Origin of the sequence: Arthrobacter sp. StoSoilB13 (genome assembly GCF_019977255.1) — a bacterium.
Classification (GTDB): Bacteria; Actinomycetota; Actinomycetes; order Actinomycetales; family Micrococcaceae; genus Arthrobacter.
The window spans coordinates 209,485-228,589 of record NZ_AP024648.1 but is presented as its reverse complement, the minus strand read 5'-3'; the positions used below and the strand labels follow the sequence as shown (position 1 = coordinate 228,589).

Sequence of the window (19,105 nt, the reverse complement as noted above, 5' to 3'; positions counted from 1 at the left end):
AGAACAAGGAGGACAACGATGTCCCATTTCCCCGATCTCGTCATTGCCAACGGCACCGTGGTCAACAGTTTCGGCCGGCAGGCGGCCCACGTGGTGGTGGACAGCGGACGCATCGTCCAGCTCATTGACGCCACCGAACCCATTCCCGCGGCTGCCCGCACCATTGAAGCGCACGGCCAGCTGGTCATTCCCGGTGGCATCGATGGCCACTGCCATGTTGCCCAAGTGACGGGCCGATTCCGCACCCTGGATGACTACCGGACCACATCAACGGCTGCGCTGTGGGGTGGCACCACCACGATCATCGACTTCGGCATCCCCCGCGATGCCCAGGAGACACCACTGGAAGCTGTGCTGAACAAGAAGCGCCTGGCCGCCGAGTCGCGCTGCGATGTTGCCTTGCACGGCTCGGTTGTCGCCTGGGATGAGACGGTCCCGTGGCAGCTCGAACAGCTAGCCGCCGAGGGTGTCCGCTCGGTGAAGATGTACACCACCAACCGCGGTTCAACCATGGCCGACGGCGACACCATCCTGAAGGTCATGCGCGAAATGGTGCGCTTGGATGGCCTCACGTACATCCATGCAGAGCACGATCCCATCATCACCGATTGCACTGACCAGCACGTCGCGGATGGCCGCATCGGCATCGAACACCTGCACCGTACCCGGCCTGAGCTTGCCGAGGAGATCTCGGTCAAGGAAACCCTGGCGATGGCTGAGTACACCGGAGCGCCCGTCTACTTCGTCCATCAGTCCACTCCGGGCGCCGTGGATCTGGTCACCGAAGCCCGCGAGCGCGGCCAGGAAGCGTACTCCGAGACGTGCCCGCACTATTTGACCCTGGATGACACCGTCTACGGTTCAAAATTCCCCGAGTGGTACGCCTGCTGTCCGCCGATGCGGAGTGCCGAAACGGTGGCCGCGCTCAAGGAACGCCTCGCGGCCGGGGCAATCCACACTGTTTCCTCGGACCACTCCTGCTACGACCTCTCGCAAAAACGCGAGCGCACGGACGACGTCCGCTACATGCCGCACGGCCTCCCCGGCGTCGAGACGCGGATGCCCGTGACGTTCACGGCATTGGTCACTGAGTCGGGCGGCTCTGTGGAGGAGTTCGTTGAGGTCTTCTCCGCCGGCCCCGCACGGATCAACGCCGTACCGCGGAAGGGCGCCATCGTGGAAGGCTTCGACGCCGACCTCGTAATCTTCGATCCCGCCTTCCAGCAAACCGTCGACGGCGGTGCGCTGCACATGGGGACTGATTTCTCGCCTTTTGAAGGGAAGACGCTGAACGGTTGGCCCGCCGTCGTGGTCTCTTCCGGGCGAGTGGTCCTCGACGAGGACGGTTTCCACGATCCTGGCGCCGTCGGACGTTTCGTCGCCCGGAACGGGTTCGCTGAACACCGCGACGCCCTCTCCGTTCCCGTCCTTCCCTCTGCCGAATCCCTCAGCGCCTAGGAGCAAGCATGCCTTCAAACAACCGCCCCATCCGCATCGGCATGATCGTGCCGTCCTCCAACACCTGCCTTGAGCCACAGACCTACCGGATCCTGGGCGATCGCCAGGATGTAACCATCCATTCAACCCGCATACCGGTCACGCGAATCGCCCTGGACGACTCCTCGGACAAGCAATTCGATTCCTCTGTAATGCGTGCCGCCGCCGAGTTGCTGGCCACGGCGAATGTGGACGTCATTGCTTGGAACGGCACCTCCGGATCCTGGCTTGGAGCTTCCCACGACCATGCCTTGGTCAGTGAGATCACGGACGCCACAGGCATACCGGCCACCACGTCCACGCTCGCCTACTTGAACGCGTTTTCTACTTTTGGCACCGAGCGAATCGGATTGTTCACCCCCTATACGGCAGACGTGAATGAGGCCGTGATCGCGTCCTATGCCAAGGAAGGCATCAAGACGATCGATCACCGGCACCTCGACCTGACTGATAACGAATCCTTTGGCCGGGTCGCCGATGAGGAGATGCTGCCGGGTTCCCTGGAGCTGGCAGCCGCCCACCCGGACGCCTTGGTCTACCTGTGCACGAATCTTTACGGAGCCAACATCACGGCCGAGGTGGAGGCCCGGACCGGCGTTCCGGTGCTCGATTCTGTGGCAGTGACCCTCTGGCATGCACTCAAGCTTGCCGGAGCTCCGTTGCTGGACCCGAAATGGGGGCGCTTGCTGGCTGAGTAGATGAGCTTGCCCGTCAAGGCTCATTCCTCATCGATGCGTTCGAGCAGCTTGCCGAGCGCATCCCGGATATCGTCATAGTCGTTCTGGGCTGCCCGACTTTCGGCAGAGATGACCGCGCATCTGTGGATCTTCTTGAAGTCTCCGAAGGGAAATTTGTAGTGGCCCTTTTGGTCAGCCGGATGATCGTCGTCCACGCCGAGGTACCACTTGGAATACTCGGCTTGGCCGTTCTTCTCCAGGAACTCGTTCTCGTCCTTGGTGGACGGGGCGTGCTCGCTCCAGTCATCCCGGACATCCTTGACGATCTTGCCGTCACGGATCAGGTGCTTCGCGTTGTCGAAGGCTTTCTTGTTGAGTTTCACGGTCATGGCGCAACCTCGCTTCGATGTGGCGGTTCGGCATGGGTTGGGTAACTCGTACGGTTCAGCTTAGGACGACGGCGGATGGCCGGGAAGAGCCAGGGCCGCGCGCGCTCCAAGGATTGCGTTCAAGGGATGAGCCGTACCCGGAGCCCTGTTCCGGGTTCCTTCATGACCAACCGACGTTCGATTGCTCCAAGTTGTTTGAGCCACAGAACTTTGCCGTCGGCAGTCACGGCCTCCACCCGGCCTTGGTCCACGATCTTGTTGCCGCGCCAGATCTGCACATCCTGGCCAACGAGTGGCCTCCAATCCGTCACCCTCTTGCTTTGTGGTTTGTCGAAGCGCGAATCGGGCGTCGAATCCTTCATGTCGTCTTGCAAATCGCTGACTCCTAGCCATTCATCTTTCCGCAGTCGCCTTCTGGGCAGACTTCTGTACAAAAGATGTGGCTCTGCAAACCCGTATATGACGCGAATATCGGCGCCGAATTTAGGGGGCCAACCCTGCTAGAGCGCCTTCACAGCGCCCAACACCTTGGTCAACGAATCCTTCGCGTCGCCGAACAGCAAAGTGGTCTGAGGTTCGTAGAGAAGTTCGTTTTCGATGCCGGCGAATCCTGGACGCATGGAACGTTTGAGGAATACCACCTGCCGGGCCTCAGCTACTTCCAGGATGGGCATTCCGTAGATCGGCGAACCTGAGGTGGTCTTGGCTGCGGGGTTCACGACGTCATTGGCACCCACCACAAGGGCAACGTCCGCGGTCTTGAACTCCGGGTTGATGTCGCTCATTTCCTTCAGCGATTCATAGGGCACGTTGGCCTCGGCCAGGAGGACGTTCATGTGCCCGGGCATGCGTCCTGCTACGGGATGGATGGCGAAGTCCACCTCAGTCCCGCGTGCTTCCAAAGCCAGGGCCAATTCAGCGGCTGTGTGCTGGCCTTGCGCCACAGCCAAGCCGTACCCGGGGACGATGATCACCCGCTGGGCGTAGCCGAGCAGCACCGCAACATCTTCCGGGCTGGAGGATCTGACCGGGCGCTCACTCACGGCAGTGGACCCAGCCGTGGAGCCACCCTTGAAGGCACCGAACATGATTCCCGCAACGCTTCGGCCCATTGCGGCAGCCATGGCCCGGGTGAGGATGGTGCCTGACGCTCCAACCAGAGTTCCGGCAACCACCAGGAGTACGTTACCCAGCACCAATCCCGACGCGGCAACGGCCAATCCGGTGAAAGCGTTGAGCAGCGAGATGACAATCGGTACATCGGCGCCGCCCACCGGGAGCACCAGCAGGACACCGGCAACAAGACCAAGGATCAGCAGCACCAACGCGAGCAGCAATGAACCATCCAGTATCACCACCACCCCTGCGCCCACTGCGGCCAGCAGCACCACGGCCATCAGGACGGGCAGGCCCGGGAACGTCACCGGCCGGGTGGTCATCAGCCCTTGCAGTTTGGCAAAAGTGACGCCAGAACCCGCAAAGGAAACGGCCCCGACCAGCAGCGTGAACACAATGGCCAAGCGAACCCACGCATCACCTGTATGCGAGAGCTCCAGCAATGCCACGAGCGCAGCCGCACCGCCACCCACGCCGTTGAACAGGGCCACGAGTTGCGGCATCTGTGTCATCTGAACGCGGCGCGCCACAGGTGCGGCCACCACCGAACCCACGGCTATTGCCCCAACGATCCACGGAACGTTGTCCAGTTTCACCGAGACGAACACAGTAACCACGGCCAACAAAGCACCGAATGCCCCGATGAGGTTTCCGCGCCGTGCAGTCCGCGGGGAATTGAGTCCCTTCAAAGCAAGGATGAAACAAGCAGCCGCTGCGAGGTAAAGGAGAGCCGTCCACGTGGGATCCAGAAGAGTCACCGGCCGCGCTCCTTGCCCGCATGTTCCCCGGAGGAGACAACTGACGACGACGGCCGTTGCTTCCCACGGAACATCTCCAGCATGCGGTCCGTCACCACGAATCCGCCCACAAGGTTGGCCGTGGCCAGGACGACAGCCAGCAGGGCGACTGCCAGTACCCACGGATCAGAGGCCTGGCCCGCGACGATGATGGCACCCACCAGAATGATTCCGTGGATCGCATTTGCCCCGGACATCAGGGGTGTATGGAGGGTACTGGAGACTTTGGAGACGACCTCGAAGCCCACGAAAACTGCCAGTACGGTGATCGTGAGCAGACTCATGCCATCCATCAATGCACTCCTTCACTGTCAGGGTTGGCCGCTGTGTGGGCACTTCCAAAGGGGCCGGTCTCACCCGCGAGCGCCGCGAGTGCTTCAGCTGTTGGCCCGTGCCGCACCTCGCCGTCGTGGGTGAGGCAGGTTCCCGCCACAACCTCGTCCTCAAAGTCGGGGGCCACCACTCCCTCCCTGGTAATCAAGGCGATCAGGTTGGCCACGTTCTTGGCGAACAAACGGGAGGCATCTGCGGGCATCGCAGATGCTGGGTCCTTGAGCCCCACCAAGGTCACTTCACCTTGCCCATCAGCGGTGGGGATGTGGATGTCCTGCCCGGGGATGCTGCCTTCCACGTTGCCGCCTGACTCAGCCGCCAGATCTACTACGACAGATCCAGGGCGCATCCCTTGGACCATTTCACGGCTCACCAGCAGCGGTGCGCGCCGACCGGGTACGGCGGCCGTTGTGATGAGGACATCTGCCTGCGCCACGTGCGGGGTCAAGAGCGCACGCTGCAAAGCACCCCTGTCTGCGCTGAGTTCACGCGCATACCCTCCTGAAGCTTCAGCGGTTTCAAGGTCCAGCTTGATGAATGTCCCGCCCATGGAAGCCACTTCGTCCGCCGACGCCGGACGGATGTCATTGGCCGAAACCCGCGCGCCCAGCCTCTTGGCGGTGCCGATCGCTTGGAGCCCGGCCACACCTGCACCCAGCACCAGGACACGGGCCGGCGGAATGGTCCCGGCCGCGGTCATGTACAAGGGGAAGAACCGTGGCAGACGCGTCGCGGCCTCGAGGACGCAGCGGTATCCGGCCACCAATGCCTGTGAGGTGAGGGCGTCCATGGACTGTGCCCGCGAGATCCGGGGAACCAGTTCCAGCGCAAAGGATGTGATGCCACCTGCGGCGAGCGCCCGCACCGTTGGCAACTCCGACGACGGCGACCCCAACCCGACGGTGACCGAACCAGGGCGGAGGGCTCCCGCCGTCGACGGTTCCATGGGACGCACGTGGCAGTAAACGTCCAGGGATCCGAGATCCAAGGACTGCACAACGGAAGCGCCGGCCTGCCGGTATTCGTCGTCGCTATGTCCGGAGGCGATCCCCGCCCCGGACTCGATCTCAACATCAAGGCCCAACCCGGTCAATTGCTTGACCGTTTCGGGCGTGGCTGCCACTCTGCGCTCACCGTCGAGTGCCTCGCGCGCTATGCCTGCTTTCACCCGCCACCCCTCTTTGGGAACTCTCCAGAACCAGTTGGCACGAGTCTATGGCCGCAAGGGTCCGGACGGGAGTAGGGGGGTGCGCTATGTGGACAAGTCCATTAGGGTCGGTGGAAGCTGGGGCACCCAGCCTCCACACCGTCGACGAGCCGGTTCCGGCCGTGCCGTCGGGAAGGAACGCCGCCATGGACACATTCAAAATCGGCTATTTCGTCGGAAGCCTCTCCAGTACATCTATCAACCGCGTCCTCTCCAAAGCCCTCATCAGCGTGGCGCCTCCGGAACTGGAGTTCCATGAGATCGCCATCCGGGACCTCCCGTTGTACAGCTCCGACTATGACTCCGACTTTCCGCCTGCCGGCAGGGAATTGAAGGATGCGATCGCCGCGTCGGACGGCATCCTGTTCGTCTCCCCCGAGTACAACCGTTCCATTCCAGGCGCTTTGAAGAACGCCATCGACTGGGGATCCCGGCCGTGGGGCACCAACTCCTTCGCCCGGAAGCCCACCGGCATCATCGGAGCGTCGCCGGGCGGCATCGGAACCGCGGTGATGCAGTCCTCCATGCGCAGCGTGCTCAGCTTCCTCGACGCACCCCAGCTGAATGCGCCCGAGGCTTACATCCGCTTCGTCGCGGACGCGTACGACGACGACGGCTCGGTTAAGGACGAGGGCACGGCAGGGTTGCTGCGCCACTATATGGCGGAATACAGCGCGTTCGTCCAGCGTGTACTGGCAGCCAACGCTCCGGGCCATATCGGCGATCAGGAACCGGATTCGGCCAAGCTCACGCGCTAGTCCCCCATTGGTCAGTATGCTTACTAGTACGAGGATTCGCGAACACGCCCTTTCCCATAGGAGAAACGATGCTTCGTAGATTAGCCCTGGCAACCCTGGCACTGACCCTCTTCACGGGGTCCCTGTTGTCCGTCGCGGCAGCAGCAAACGCAGCAAACGCAGCCGCTCTGCAAGGCCACGTGGCTGCCACCACCCCCACACCGTCGGCCTCGCCGAGCAACCCGTCCGGCCCGTCAACGGCAACACCCACAAACCCGGCTCCTTCGTCGGGTGGGCAAACCACGTCCAACCCGGCAACCAGCGGACCTGCCAACCCAGGGACTGGCGAGTCGGACCCGCAGGAACAAACCCGCACAGACGTGACACCGTGGATCCTGGCCGCCGTTGCTGCGATCATCGTCATTGCGCTGATCATCTGGGCGGTTCGAGGACGCGGCCGGAACGAGGAAGTGAGGGACGAGCAGCTCTAGGCGAAGCTAAGACGGGACCGAGCGTCCGGCGCTGTGGGGCGCGGGAAGCAACTGCGGCCTGCCTCTGTTCCTATAGATACGTGATGAAAGAACAGAGAGTAGGCCGACATGACGGAGCTGCACGATGGGCACCCTTCCCACCAAACGGGTGGTGGGAAGGCTTCCGATGTCAGGCACGAGACCTTCAGCATCACGCGGGATTTCGAGGCGGACCGGGCGGACGTCTTCGCCCTGTTCGCAGACGATCGGTTGCGCCGGCGCTGGTTTCGGATGCCGGGAACGGGAGCCAATTACGATCACGACTTCCGCATTGGCGGCGGTGAGGAGGCGAGCAGCACCTTCGCAATGCCAGACAGCAAGGACCAGGAACTGCGCAATCGATCGCGCTACCTCGACATCACGCCCGATCGCCGAATTGTTTTCGTCTACGAAGCCATCGTGGACGATGTAACCCGATGGGCATCACTGGTAACGGTGACCCTGGCCGATGCGGAAATCGGCACAACCAGGCTGACCTGGACGGAGCAGGTCACGTTCCTCACGCGAACCGGAGACGGCAGCGCTGACTTACCTCATCTGCGCACAGGGACGACCCTTCGCCTCAACGGGATACCGGGCGCGCTCAAAGCATAGGCTGGTGATACCGTCGGCTAGCCCACGCGCTCAAACACCATCGTTGCCTGGATGCGGTCCCCGCCGCCGATCATCCCCTTGCTCCCGCTGCTCGCCGTGGTAATCGTGTGCAGCCGGTAGCCCTTCGCGGCCTGATCGTTGATGGCCTTCTCCAAGGAGGTCAGATTGCCCGAACCGGTTCCCCACAGCTTCTCCTTGAGGATCACTTGCAGGACGACATACTGCTGCATGACACCGCTCCCTTCCGTTGCTGGTCAATTGGAGGCAATGCTACTCAACGCGGCGGCGGCCGTGGTGCCCCCTAACCGCGGACTGTCTCCGTCGTTAGCCTGCCAATGGCGCTGCTTTCCAGATTCTCCAGCAGGTGCCGCGGATTGTCGTAGACCTCCGCGGCGCCTGCGTCGCGGAGCTCCGCCTCGCTGATACCACCACAGGTAAGGGCAATAGCGGGAACGCCAATTGCCGCCGCAGCCTTCACATCCCAGACTGCATCGCCAACAAATACGACGTCGGCTGGCTTGAGTTCCAGCTTCTTCAAGCACGCCAGGAGGATATCCGGGGCCGGCTTGCTTTCGTCCGCGTCATTGGAGCTGGTCCACGCGTCGATCGACCCGCCGGCGTCGAGGAGCCGCCTGCTGACATCAAGGTCGCGCTCTTGGGCTGACGATGCCAGCCCAACCGCCAGCCCGGAGTCGGAGCAAGCGGCAAGAAGGTCGCGTGCGGAATCGAAGGCCCGCAGTGAAGGCCAGAACGTCGAAAACACAGCCCCGTGCGCGGATTTGAGTTCCTTTTGCAAATCTTCCGGACAGTCCGGAACCAGGTGCTGGACCAGCTTGTCGCCACCCATTCCGACGCAGCGATGAATGCTGGAGATCTGGATGTCCATTCCTTCCCGCCTGAACGCCTGCCACCAGGCGAACGCGTGGAAGTAGCTGGAGTCGATCAACGTCCCATCGACGTCAAAGAGGACACCGCGTTTCTTGGAACTGTAGTTGGCTGGAGTAGACATTTAGTAAGTCTACTTATGACTACCATCCACGGAAACTCACCTCTGACTTCGACATAATGCGTAACGCCGGAAATACGCGTCTGCAACATCTTGTTGCCCTGATTATGACAACAATCGGAATCATCGGTGCAGGACACATTGGCAGCCAGGTGGCACGCAAGGCAGTGGAACTTGGCTACGACGTCGTGATCAGCAATTCACGGGGGCCGGAAACCCTTGCGGAACTGGTCACAGAACTCGGGCCGCGCGCCCGGGCCGCGACGGCAGCTGAGGCAGCAGCGGCGGGTGATTTCGCCGTCGTGACTTTTCCCTTGAAGAACTATCAGGACATCCCGGCAGAACCGCTCGAAGGCAAAATCGTCATCGACACCAACAACTATTACTGGGAGCGCGATGGTCGCATTCCCGCGCTCGATAACGGCGAGGCCACCACGTCAGGCCTGCTCCAGAAGCACCTGCCCACATCCAAGGTAGCCAAGGGTTTCAACCACATCTTCGCCAAAGACATCACCACCGACGGCACCCCTGCCGGCACTCCCAACCGCCGGGCATTGGCCACGGCCAGTGACTTCCCGGAAGCCGCCGAACTCGTGACCAGGCTGTACGACGAGTTCGGTTTCGACACCGTCAACATCGGGCCCCTCGAAGACAGCTGGCGCGTCGAGCGCGACCGCCCCGCCTACGTCATCCGTCAGAACGCGGACGAACTTCGTGACAACCTCGCCAAGGCAACGCGCACCCTCTGATAGGCGCGGACCATCTGATAACAGAACACGCACGACGGCGGCAGGCGGCTTACGCCTGCCGCTTCCTTTGTACTGGGGTGCCTGGGTGCTGCCACTCCATGAGGGCGGCCACGATTTGAGGCCGGGATTTGGGCCGGGATTTGCATCACGAATTGGCTGCTGGACGCACATGATGAGTGGCTGCCTCCCAGGAGGCCCCGCGCATAGGGCATTCCGGGAGGCAGTCGCGCCTATTAAGCCCCGAACCTGAGGAGTTGCTATGTCTACCCGAACTGAGAAATGGCCTGCAGGAACACCCGCATGGGTGGATCTGGGCGTCGACGATCTCCCTGCCGCGACGTCCTTCTATACCGAACTGTTCGGTTGGAATTACCTCTCCGGCGACGAGGAAGCAGGGGGCTACCTGCTGGCCCAACTCGACGGAAAGGCAGTTGCTGGACTTGGCCCTAAACAGGATTCCAACATGCCGACCGTCTGGACCACCTATCTTGCATCGGACAACGTAGACACCACGGCTAAAGAGGTAGGAGCGGCTGGCGGCCAACTCATTGCTCCCCCCTTCGATGTGATGGATTCCGGCCGCATGGCAATTGCTGCGGACAGTGTCGGCGCGGCCTTTGGCATCTGGCAGGCAGGCAGCCATATCGGGGCAGAGCGGGTCAACGAGCACGGCACATTGTGCTGGAACGAACTCCACACCCGCGACTACGCGCTGGCCCGCTCCTTCTATGCAGATGTCTTTGGCTACACCTACCAGGACATCGACCAGGACGGATTCATTTACGCAACCGTCAAACGCCCATCCGATGGCCGCGAAGTGGGCGGCATTCATCACGACACCGAAATTGCCGAGGGCGTCCCGAACCACTGGTTGGCGTGGTTTGCCAGCGACCACGTCGATCGAACTGCCGCAACAGCCTTGGAACTCGGCGCTTCGGCGTTGATGCCCCTCACGAACAGCCCCATGGGGCGGATGGCTATCCTGCAGGCACCGCAGGGAGAAATCTTTGGCATCATCGACGCACCCCGGACCAAGGACTAGGCCCGGAGTAAGGACTATGCCCAACCCAACGGCTACGTCAGGACAGCGTCCAAAGCTTCGCTGATGACCTCTTGGGCGTGTGCCGCTGCGAGCGGCGCCGCGAGACGGTGCACCGCCTGGAAGGTCCGGCGGACTTCCGGCCCATGCCATTCGGGCGGGAGGTAGTCCGCCGGGAGGTTGGGGTCCCGGTAAGGGAACTTGCGCCACAAGGTGAGCATCGGGATGTAGTAACGGAAAGCGTCGCGTCGCACCTCGGCCGTGGAATCAGCCAGGGCCGCCGCAGGGTCGGTGCCCACCAGGTCAACCCACTGCTGCTCCGCGCCCCGGTAGATCTCAAGGAACTCCGTGAATTGTTCATCGAGTTCCTTGAGATCCCACCATTCGGAGATCTTGGGCCGCATGGGGCCATCGAAAACGTAGTCGCTGCGGAAGAGGTCTACGAATTCGATCAGCCCGCCGGCAGTCAGGCGTTCGCGGGCCTGCTCCAGCTTGTGCGCCGGAGCGATCCATACCCCGGACGCCACGGACCCAAATCCCAGGCTGGACAAAGCGGACCTCAGCTGGTGCCGGCGGTTCCGCATCGACTCGGGCACAGAGAACACGGCGAGCACCCACGTATCCACGGGAGCTGGCTGTTCCGGGGCGAAGATCCGCCGATCACCTTCACGGAAAACATCGCTCACCGATTCGGCGATCTTGTACTTGGCAATGCCGCCCTCCCGGACGCTCTTCAGGACACCTTTTGCCTTGAGCCTGGAAACGGACGATCTCACACCCGGCGCGTCATAGCCGAGCGTACCGAGCATCGAAACCAGCGCGGAGACCGGCAACGCATCACCAGCATTCCGGCCATAAAGACCGAAGATGGTGACCAGGAGTTGCTGATGGCGCACCGGGGGTGCCGGGACGGCGAACATTGAAGGACCCTCATTTCCGCGCCATGGTGAGGCGCCAGTCATGTTCATCATAGGTGCGCCATAGATAACACAGATGACTTTAAGGCCCATGTTGAGCTTCAACATGGGCCTCAAAGTCATCCGGCGGGATGCTATGCGGCAGACCGCACAGCCCGCACGAAATGTTCCGGCCAAGGCTGGGACGCCGTTGTGCCGTTGGGGACGTGCACCGTGGTTACCGTCCCGAAGGCTGCCACCTCGCTGCCCTCCGACGACGCACCTTGAGGCGACCCAACCTGAGACGACGCACCTTGGTGGGTTCCGCCGTCGGGCATTCCGCTGGCCGTATCTTCAAGCGGGTGGCCCCGGACCTCGAAGGCCATGGTGAGCGAGGCCCGGCCGAGCGCGTGGATTTTCACCGTGGCGGTGACGCGCTGGCCGAACCAGAGCTTGGCCTTGTAGTTGATCACCTGCTGGACGCGAGGAGCGTTGGGAAAGTAGTCGGGCAGTTCCAAGGAGCGGAACAGCTCCGCCTCGGCAGCTTCCACCCATCGGAGGATGGCCGAATTGTGTTGGTGGCCGGAGGCGTCGGTGTCCACCCACTCGACCATCCGCTCAACGCTCGCTTCAGGAAACGCGTCCATGGTTCTCCTAGCGGGGGCTGACTGCTGCGGTCTCGTCGTCCGGATCCGCGACGCCGGCTCCCGCCTTGGACGTAACAACGGTCACCTCGGGTTGTGGCTTCGGAATCATTGCGACGGCGGCCGCGGCCACCACTGCGATACCGGCGAAGATGGCGAAGTTGGCTTCGAAGGGAAGCTTGGAACCTGCGATCCAGCCGCCGATCAAGGGTCCGGAGATTGCGCCGAGGCGGGCAAAGCTGAGGGCCCAACCCGTAGCCGTACCGCGAACTTTGGCCGGGTAGTAGTCGGCGATGTAACCGGTCAGGACCAGGGACGTGGAGATCGAGCCAACGCCGGCAAATGCTACGAACAGCAGGTTTACCACCATGGTGTTGGGGAAGACCAGGAGCATGATGCCCAGGCCGCCCAGGATGTAGAACACCACCAGGATGAGCTTCTTGCCGTATTTGTCTGCCGCGCGGCCCAGGAGCAGGCCGCCGATGGCCGAGGCCAGGCTGAAGACCAACAGGAATGTCAGGGATGAACCCAAATCGTAGCCGGCCTTCTTCATGATGCTCGGCAGCCAGGTGTTGAGCCCGTAGACGAGTACCAGGCCGCAGAACAGGGAAACCCAGAAGAACACCGTGGACCGCAGGTATTTCCTGGAGAACATGGTGGTGATGGTCTTCCACCACGGATCGGCGGTGTGTGAAGCGGGCTGCGCGACAGTTGCAACCGGCCGGTAGTCGACGATCTCCAGCTTGGCAGCCAAGGTCTTCGCTTCCTTCTTGCGTCCCTTGGACTCGAGGTACTCCAAGGACTCCGGGAGGAACTTCCAAATGATCGGCAGCAGGACAACCGGCGCGGCACCAATAGCAATCACGGCCCGCCAGCCACCAACCGGCAGCACGAACATTGCAGCAAGCGCGGCCGCAACGATGCCCAGCGAGTAGCCGGAATACATGAGGCCATAGTTGTAGGAACGCCTGTTGGGAGCTGAGTACTCGATGGTCAGGGCTGCGGCCACGGGGATGACACCGCCCATACCGAGTCCGCCGATGAGCCTGAAGAATCCAAACAGCTCGGGCGTCGGAGCCCAGGCCGCACCTGCCTGCGTGAGGGTGAAGATCACCATGGACGCCAACAGCATCTTCTTGCGGCCTACGAGGTCGCTCAGGGTCCCGATGAACAGGGCTCCGATAAGCATGCCGATCAAGGCATATGATCCGAGGCCGCCGAGGGCCAGCGGGCTGAGGTTCCATTCCTTGTACTCGGCCAGCGCCGGAAGCACTGCCCCCAGAACGCCGACGTCATAGCCCTCCGCGAGGATGGCGAGCCAGCAACAAATCAACACCAAGCCGGTGGTGCGCTTGGGCACGTTCCAGTCATTGACCGGTGCGGCGGCCATGGCTACTTCACCAGCGCAGACGCAGTAGCGGACGCGGGTGTCCAGCGGAGGTGGTTGGTTGTTTCATCGGCGTCGGGTTCGCGGAGCAGGGACAGCCGGGGGCGGACGGCGTCGGTGCGTGTGCTGGGGGGCTTGCGGCGGCCGGCGCGGAATTGCGGGATCCATGCGGCGCCGGGGCCATGGTATTCCTGTTCAGCGGCGGCGTGCAGGGTCCATTGGGGGTCATAGAGGTGGGTTCGGCCCAAGGCGATGAGGTCCGCGCGTCCTGCCAGGAGGATGGAGTTCACGTCGTCGTAGCTGGAAATCGCTCCGACGGCGATCACGGCCACCCCGGCAGGGGCGGCGACTTCCTGGCGGATGCGGTCCGCGAACGGGGTCTGGTAGCTTCGCCCGAACGCGGGCTTCTCTTCCTTGGCTACCTGGCCGGTGGAAACGTCCAGCCCGGCCGCTCCGTGCTCCACAAAGGCCTTGGCGATCTCGACCGAGTCGTCGGAGGTGTTGCCGCCTTCGATCCAGTCCGTCGCGGAGATCCGCACCGTGACCGGCTTGTGGGCGGGCCAGGCCGCACGGACGGCGTCGAATACTTCCAATGGGAACCGCAGCCGGTTCTGAAGGCTGCCACCGTACTCGTCGGTGCGCTTGTTCGAGACCGGGGAGAGGAAGGAAGAGAGCAGGTAGCCGTGCGCGGCGTGGATTTCCAGGAGGTCGAAGCCTGCCTCACCAGCGCGGATCGTGGCGGCGACGAACTCATCCCGGATGGCGTCCATGCCTGCGCGGTCCAGCTCCGCCGGGGTCTGGTTTTCCGGGCCGTACGGCAGCGCGGACGGACCAACGGCCTGCCAGTTGCCGGTCTCGAGGGGCTGGTCGATGCCTTCCCACATGAGTTTGGTGGAGCCCTTCCGGCCGGAGTGGCCCAGCTGCGCGCCGATCTTGGCGGTGGAACGGGTGTGGACGAAGTCCACGATTTCCTTCCAGCTGTCGCGTTGCTCATCGGTGTAGAGACCGCTGCAGCCGGGGGTGATCCGCCCGGTTTCGGACACGCAGACCATCTCGGTCATGACCAGGCCCGCACCGCCGAGGGCTTTGGAGCCGAGGTGGACTTTGTGGAAGTCCCCCGGGATCCCGTCGGTGGCGGAGTACATGTCCATGGGCGAAACGACGATGCGGTTCTTCAGTTCCATTTCTCCGATGCGGAAGGGCTGGAACATCGCCGGCGCTACCTGGGACAGGCCCTGGGATTCAGCGAAGTTGCGGTCCACGGCGTCGGCGAATTCGGGGTCGCGCAGGCGCAGGTTTTCCTGGGTGATGCGGCGGCTGCGCGTGAGCAGGTTGAACGCGAACCGGGTGGGGTCCTGGTCCTTGTACTGGCCGATCCGTTCGAACCACTCCAGCGAAGCCTGCGCGGCGCGCTGCGTTGAGGCGACCACGGGACGGCGCTCGGCCTCGTACGCCGCCAGGGCGGAATCCACATCCGGGTGTTCGTGCAGGCACGCGGCCAGGGCGAGGGAATCTTCCATGGCCAGTTTCGTGCCCGAGCCGATGGAGAAGTGCGCGGTGTGCGCGGCGTCGCCGAGCAGGACCACGTTGCCCTTGCGCCAGCTCTGGTTCCGCACGGTGGTGAAGTTGATCCACTTGGAGTTGTTCGACAGGACCTCGTAGCCGTCCAGTTCCTCGGCGAAAATCCCGCGGATCTTCGCGATCGCCTTCTCATCCGAAACTCCGGGAGGGAAGACCTCGTTGGCGGTCTCGTCGAACCCCGCCGCGTGCCAGACGTCCTGGTGCATTTCCACGATGAACGTCGAACCCTCATCGGAGTACGGGTAGCCATGGATCTGCATGACACCGAACTCGGTTTCCTTGACGAAGAACTTGAACGCCTCGAACACCTGGTCCGTGCCCAGCCACATGAACTTGTTGGTCCGCGGGTCCAGGTCAGGGCCGAACGCGTCCGCATACTGGGCGCGGATTTGGGAATTCACACCATCAGCGGCCAGCACCAGGTCATAGTTCGCCTCCAGGTCCTCGATGGCCGGGGCCAGCGTGGAGAACCGGACATCGACGCCCAGTTCGATGCAGCGGCGCTGCAGCAACTCCAGCAATTCCTTCCGGCTCATTGCTGCAAAGCCCTGTCCGCCCACCGTGACCACCTCGCCACGGAAATGGATGTCAATATCGGACCACCGCGCAAAACGGCGGCTCATGTACTCCGCCACCACTGGATCCGCGTTCCCGATCCCGCCCAGGGTTTCATCGGAAAACACGACGCCGAATCCAAACGTGTCGCTGGCAGCATTCCGCTCCCACAACGTGATCTCGTGTGAGGCATCCAGCTGCTTCATCAGTGCTGCGAAGTACAACCCACCCGGGGCCGCCTCCAACAATTGCGATCTTCATGCTTATGCTCCTTCTCAAGCCTGGCTTTGGCCGGCGGGGGTAAGTTGTTGGGTTTGTGCTTCGCCTGTGGCGCTCTCGTTGAGGAGGCCATCGCGGAGCTTGAAATGCTGGAGTTTGCCGCTGGGATTCCTCGGCAGCTCGGTGACGAAGCGGACATCGCGCGGGTACTTGTACGGGGCGATGGTCTGCTTCACGAAGTCCTGGATTTCCTTACGCTTCGCGGCGTCGCCAATGACGCCCTCGCGCAGGACGATAAACGCGCACACGATGCTCCCGCGCTCAGGATCAGGGCGGCCGATCACCGCGTTCTCCACCACGTCCGGGTGCTGGTCGATGGCCGTTTCCACCTCAGGCGCGCCGATGTTGTAGCCGGAGGAAACGATCATGTTGTCGGAGCGGGCCTGGTACGTGAAGTACCCGTCCTCATCCATCGAGAACGTGTCGCCCGTGACATTCCAGCCATTCACGACGTAATTCGCTTGCCGTGCGTCGTCCAGGTAGCGGCAACCCGTCGGCCCAATCACGGCCAGCCGGCCGGACTGGCCAGGGCCGAGCTCCTCGCCGTCCTGATCAAGAATGGTGGCGCGGAACCCCGGCACAGCCTTGCCTGTAGTACCTGGACGGATGTCATCCCCGGCAGCGGAAATGAACACATGAAGCAACTCTGTGGCGCCGATTCCATTGACCAGCTTCAGGCCGGTCGCGTCACGGACCGCTTGCCAGGTCTCCTTGGACAAGTGTTCGCCCGCCGAAACGGCAACGCGGAGGCCACGGAGCAAGTCTCCGCGCTTTTCCTTCAGAATCGCCCGGTAGGCAGTAGGAGCCGTGAAAAGGATGGTGGCCCCTGTAGCCGAAGCATGCTCGGCCAGTTCCACAGGCCCGGCTTTCTCCGTCAAAAGCGACGACGCGCCAAACCGCAGCGGGAAGATCACCAATCCGCCAAGCCCGAACGTGAAAGCAAGCGGCGGGGAACCGGCGAAGACATCATCAGCGGTGGGCTGCAGGATGTGGCGGGCAAAAGTGTCCGCATTCGCCAGGACGTCCCGATGGAAATGCATGGTCACCTTGGGCACACCCGTCGTCCCGGACGTCGGCCCCAGCAGGGCTACGTCGTCCGCAGCCGTGTCCACAGCCGCGAACTCCCCGCTCTTGCCTTCGCAACGCGCGGTGAGGTCGCCGTCGTCGGGTCCTCCGTAGCTGAGGACGGTGACGTCCTCGCCTGCCGCCGTCGCGAGCTCATCCACGAAGCGGTGATCGGAAATCGCGACCACGGGCTTGGTGAGCTGGATCAACGTGGCCACTTCGCTGGAACGCAGCATGGGCATCGTGGTGACCACCACGGCGCCCGCCTTAAGCACGCCCAGCCAGGCGGCAACCAGCCACGGATTATTCGGACCGCGGAGCAGCACACGGTTTCCGGGCTCCACCCCGAGGTCTTCGGTAAGGACCTGGGCAACCTGGTTGGAGTGCTTTTGCAATTCGCCGTAGGTCCAAACCGTGCCATCCGGGGTACGGAGCGCTGGCCGGTCCGGGCCGTACGTCTCGACGGCGTTGTCGATCAGTACGGCGGCTGCGTTCAGCCGCTCCGGGTAGTGGAGTTCGGGAAGGGTAAATTCGAGCGCCGGCCAAGTGTCGGCGGGCGGCAGGTGGTCGCGGGTGAACGTGTCCACGTGGGCCGATGGCGTCATGCTCATGGCCGTTCCTTTCAGTGGTGCATCAGTGAAGCTGGGGATGGTGTTGGGGGTAAGACTGTTCAGGCGCGGATCATGCCTTCTTGGGCGACTGTGGCGAGGAGCCTTCCTTGCCGGTCGAAGAAGCGGCCCATCGCCAGGCCCCTGTTGCTTTGGCCTGATATGGCCTCTTGTGCATAGAGGACCCAGTCGTCGGCGCGGCCATCGCGGTGGAACCACATGGAGTGGTCAAGGCTGGCGGTGGTGAGCCCGGGACTGGACCAGTTAAGTCCGTTGATCCGGAGTAGCGGCTCCAGGATCGTGTAGTCGCAAACGTAGGCAAGGGCAGTACGGTGCAGGTTGGCGTCGTCAGGGAGGCTATCGAAAGCCTTGACCCAAATCGCCTGCTGCGGCATGGATCCACCCTCAAGCTCGATGTATACCGGTCCCGGAATATGCCGCATGTCGAAACTACGGCCTGTAGACCAATAGTCTGCGGCTGGGCCTTCTGTCCCGTCCAGCGCTTCCGCTGCGGAGCGCAGCGATTCAGGCTCGACGGCGGCAGGAGCCTCCGGCTGGAAGTCCGGACCCTCTTCGGGAACCTGGAACGAACCCATCGCGGCATATACAGGCTTGCCGTTCTGGAAACCACGGACATTACGGGTGGAGTAGCCGCGACCGTCGCGCAAACGTTCCACTTCATAACGAACATGCGCACCGATGTCCACGGGTCTCATGAAGTAGCTGTGCATCGAGTGGAGCTGCCTGTCGGCGTCCACGGAAAGCATCATGGCCGCTGCCGCCTGGGCCACCATGTCTCCGCCATAGGCTTTGGGCCACGGCACGTATTGGGTGGTCGCTTCATAGGCTTCGTCGAAAACCTGGGCCTCTGTTGGGGTGAGGTCCACAGCCCTGAGGAAGGTCTCCGAGGTCAAGGTTCCAGTGATCATGGTGGTTATGCCCGGCGGTAGTCGGCGAGGGTTTCGTCCGGGACGTCCTCGAGGTTGACCACGAGGTTCTCCGGGGTGCGGGCGGTCAGCCACACGAGTTCTTCGGTGACGGACATGTTTGCTTCGACGTGCGGCATGAACGGCGGAACGAACACCCAATCGCCGGCCTTCATGTCGATGAACTCTGAGTAGTTCTCGCCGAAGTAGATACGGCCGTGGCCGCGGAGCACGTAGCCGCCGGTTTCGGCTTCGCCGTGGTGGTGGGGCAGGGAGCGGTACCCGGGGGTGTTGGAAACCTGGCCGAACCAGATCTTGGTTGCCGGAGTGTGTTGGATGCTTACACCGGATACGCGGATGCAATCGCCGGACTGGGCGGTGTTGGTGTCTTCTTCACCCGCGCGGGTCACTACGGGGACGACCTTGCCGTTAGCGCCGGCATAGATGGAGTTGTCGCCTTCAAGGCGGTATTCGGTGGTGGTCTGGCTCATGG

Annotated in this window: 20 protein-coding genes and 1 pseudogene; 7 read left to right on the top strand and 14 right to left on the bottom strand. The window is 62.7% G+C overall.

What is annotated here, in order from left to right:
* Positions 1-18: 18 nt before the first annotated feature.
* On the top strand, positions 19-1,458 hold the full coding sequence (locus LDP01_RS13280; RefSeq protein ID WP_224092978.1) for an amidohydrolase family protein: 1,440 nt from the start codon (positions 19-21) through the stop codon (positions 1,456-1,458).
* A gap of 8 nt (positions 1,459-1,466) precedes the next feature.
* Positions 1,467-2,195: a maleate cis-trans isomerase family protein gene (locus tag LDP01_RS13275; protein ID WP_224092976.1), complete on the top strand. Its 729-nt coding sequence runs from the start codon at positions 1,467-1,469 to the stop codon at positions 2,193-2,195.
* Between the two features lie 20 nt (positions 2,196-2,215).
* On the opposite strand, the gene LDP01_RS13270 is transcribed toward LDP01_RS13275, so the two are convergent.
* From LDP01_RS13270 to LDP01_RS13250, 5 genes are all read right to left on the bottom strand, one after another.
* Positions 2,216-2,563, bottom strand: a complete 348-nt coding sequence (locus tag LDP01_RS13270; RefSeq protein ID WP_224092974.1) for a hypothetical protein — start codon at positions 2,561-2,563, stop codon at positions 2,216-2,218.
* Positions 2,564-2,682: 119 nt separating this feature from the next.
* A complete protein-coding gene (locus LDP01_RS13265; RefSeq protein ID WP_224092970.1) occupies positions 2,683-2,937 on the bottom strand; it encodes a hypothetical protein in 255 nt (84 codons plus the stop codon).
* Positions 2,938-3,063: 126 nt separating this feature from the next.
* On the bottom strand, positions 3,064-4,437 hold the full coding sequence (locus LDP01_RS13260) for an NAD(P)(+) transhydrogenase (Re/Si-specific) subunit beta (RefSeq protein ID WP_224092968.1): 1,374 nt from the start codon (positions 4,435-4,437) through the stop codon (positions 3,064-3,066).
* The gene (locus tag LDP01_RS13255; RefSeq protein WP_224092964.1) at positions 4,434-4,769 is read right to left on the bottom strand and encodes an NAD(P) transhydrogenase subunit alpha part 2; all 336 of its coding nucleotides are present in this window, start codon (positions 4,767-4,769) and stop codon (positions 4,434-4,436) included. The genes LDP01_RS13260 and LDP01_RS13255 overlap by 4 nt, the downstream gene beginning before the upstream one ends.
* The gene (locus LDP01_RS13250) at positions 4,769-5,977 is read right to left on the bottom strand and encodes a Re/Si-specific NAD(P)(+) transhydrogenase subunit alpha (RefSeq protein ID WP_224092963.1); all 1,209 of its coding nucleotides are present in this window, start codon (positions 5,975-5,977) and stop codon (positions 4,769-4,771) included. The genes LDP01_RS13255 and LDP01_RS13250 overlap by 1 nt, the downstream gene beginning before the upstream one ends.
* Before the next feature lie 185 nt (positions 5,978-6,162).
* Between LDP01_RS13250 and LDP01_RS13245 the strand changes: the two genes are divergently transcribed.
* From LDP01_RS13245 to LDP01_RS13235, 3 genes are all read left to right on the top strand, one after another.
* Positions 6,163-6,774, top strand: coding sequence for an NADPH-dependent FMN reductase (locus LDP01_RS13245; RefSeq protein ID WP_216927281.1), 612 nt, complete (start codon positions 6,163-6,165; stop codon positions 6,772-6,774).
* A gap of 68 nt (positions 6,775-6,842) precedes the next feature.
* Positions 6,843-7,244, top strand: coding sequence for a membrane protein FAM174 family protein (locus tag LDP01_RS13240; RefSeq protein WP_224092961.1), 402 nt, complete (start codon positions 6,843-6,845; stop codon positions 7,242-7,244).
* 108 nt (positions 7,245-7,352) lie between these two features.
* Entirely contained in the window at positions 7,353-7,877 is a 525-nt protein-coding gene (locus LDP01_RS13235; RefSeq protein WP_224092960.1) for an SRPBCC domain-containing protein, read from the top strand.
* A 17-nt stretch (positions 7,878-7,894) separates the two neighbouring features.
* Here LDP01_RS13235 and LDP01_RS13230 read toward each other — a convergent pair whose 3' ends face one another.
* Both LDP01_RS13230 and LDP01_RS13225 read right to left on the bottom strand, forming a co-directional pair.
* Positions 7,895-8,107, bottom strand: coding sequence for a DUF4177 domain-containing protein (locus LDP01_RS13230; protein WP_224092958.1), 213 nt, complete (start codon positions 8,105-8,107; stop codon positions 7,895-7,897).
* A 71-nt stretch (positions 8,108-8,178) separates the two neighbouring features.
* On the bottom strand, positions 8,179-8,886 hold the full coding sequence (locus tag LDP01_RS13225; protein WP_224092956.1) for an HAD family hydrolase: 708 nt from the start codon (positions 8,884-8,886) through the stop codon (positions 8,179-8,181).
* Between the two features lie 104 nt (positions 8,887-8,990).
* Between LDP01_RS13225 and LDP01_RS13220 the strand changes: the two genes are divergently transcribed.
* Together LDP01_RS13220 and LDP01_RS13215 are read left to right on the top strand one after the other, a co-directional pair.
* Complete coding sequence (locus LDP01_RS13220) at positions 8,991-9,632, top strand: NADPH-dependent F420 reductase (RefSeq protein ID WP_224092953.1); 642 nt, start codon at positions 8,991-8,993, stop codon at positions 9,630-9,632.
* 259 nt (positions 9,633-9,891) lie between these two features.
* Positions 9,892-10,674: a VOC family protein gene (locus tag LDP01_RS13215; RefSeq protein ID WP_224092944.1), complete on the top strand. Its 783-nt coding sequence runs from the start codon at positions 9,892-9,894 to the stop codon at positions 10,672-10,674.
* A 32-nt stretch (positions 10,675-10,706) separates the two neighbouring features.
* Here the strand turns inward: LDP01_RS13215 and LDP01_RS13210 are convergent, their stop codons facing one another.
* From LDP01_RS13210 to LDP01_RS13180, 7 genes and pseudogenes are all read right to left on the bottom strand, one after another.
* The gene (locus LDP01_RS13210; RefSeq protein ID WP_224092941.1) at positions 10,707-11,696 is read right to left on the bottom strand and encodes a PaaX family transcriptional regulator; all 990 of its coding nucleotides are present in this window, start codon (positions 11,694-11,696) and stop codon (positions 10,707-10,709) included.
* Between the two features lie 26 nt (positions 11,697-11,722).
* Positions 11,723-12,214, bottom strand: coding sequence for an acyl-CoA thioesterase (locus LDP01_RS13205; RefSeq protein WP_224092939.1), 492 nt, complete (start codon positions 12,212-12,214; stop codon positions 11,723-11,725).
* 7 nt (positions 12,215-12,221) lie between these two features.
* Positions 12,222-13,601: an MFS transporter gene (locus LDP01_RS13200; protein WP_224092937.1), complete on the bottom strand. Its 1,380-nt coding sequence runs from the start codon at positions 13,599-13,601 to the stop codon at positions 12,222-12,224.
* Positions 13,602-13,603: 2 nt separating this feature from the next.
* Positions 13,604-15,995: pseudogene (locus tag LDP01_RS13195) on the bottom strand (bifunctional salicylyl-CoA 5-hydroxylase/oxidoreductase).
* Between the two features lie 14 nt (positions 15,996-16,009).
* On the bottom strand, positions 16,010-17,689 hold the full coding sequence (locus LDP01_RS13190; RefSeq protein WP_224092935.1) for an AMP-binding protein: 1,680 nt from the start codon (positions 17,687-17,689) through the stop codon (positions 16,010-16,012).
* A gap of 59 nt (positions 17,690-17,748) precedes the next feature.
* Entirely contained in the window at positions 17,749-18,615 is an 867-nt protein-coding gene (locus LDP01_RS13185; protein ID WP_224092933.1) for an acyl-CoA thioesterase, read from the bottom strand.
* 5 nt (positions 18,616-18,620) lie between these two features.
* Positions 18,621-19,103 (bottom strand): cupin domain-containing protein, encoded by a 483-nt coding sequence (locus tag LDP01_RS13180; RefSeq protein ID WP_224092924.1) that lies wholly within the window; start codon positions 19,101-19,103, stop codon positions 18,621-18,623.
* Between the last annotated feature and the right edge of the window lie 2 nt (positions 19,104-19,105).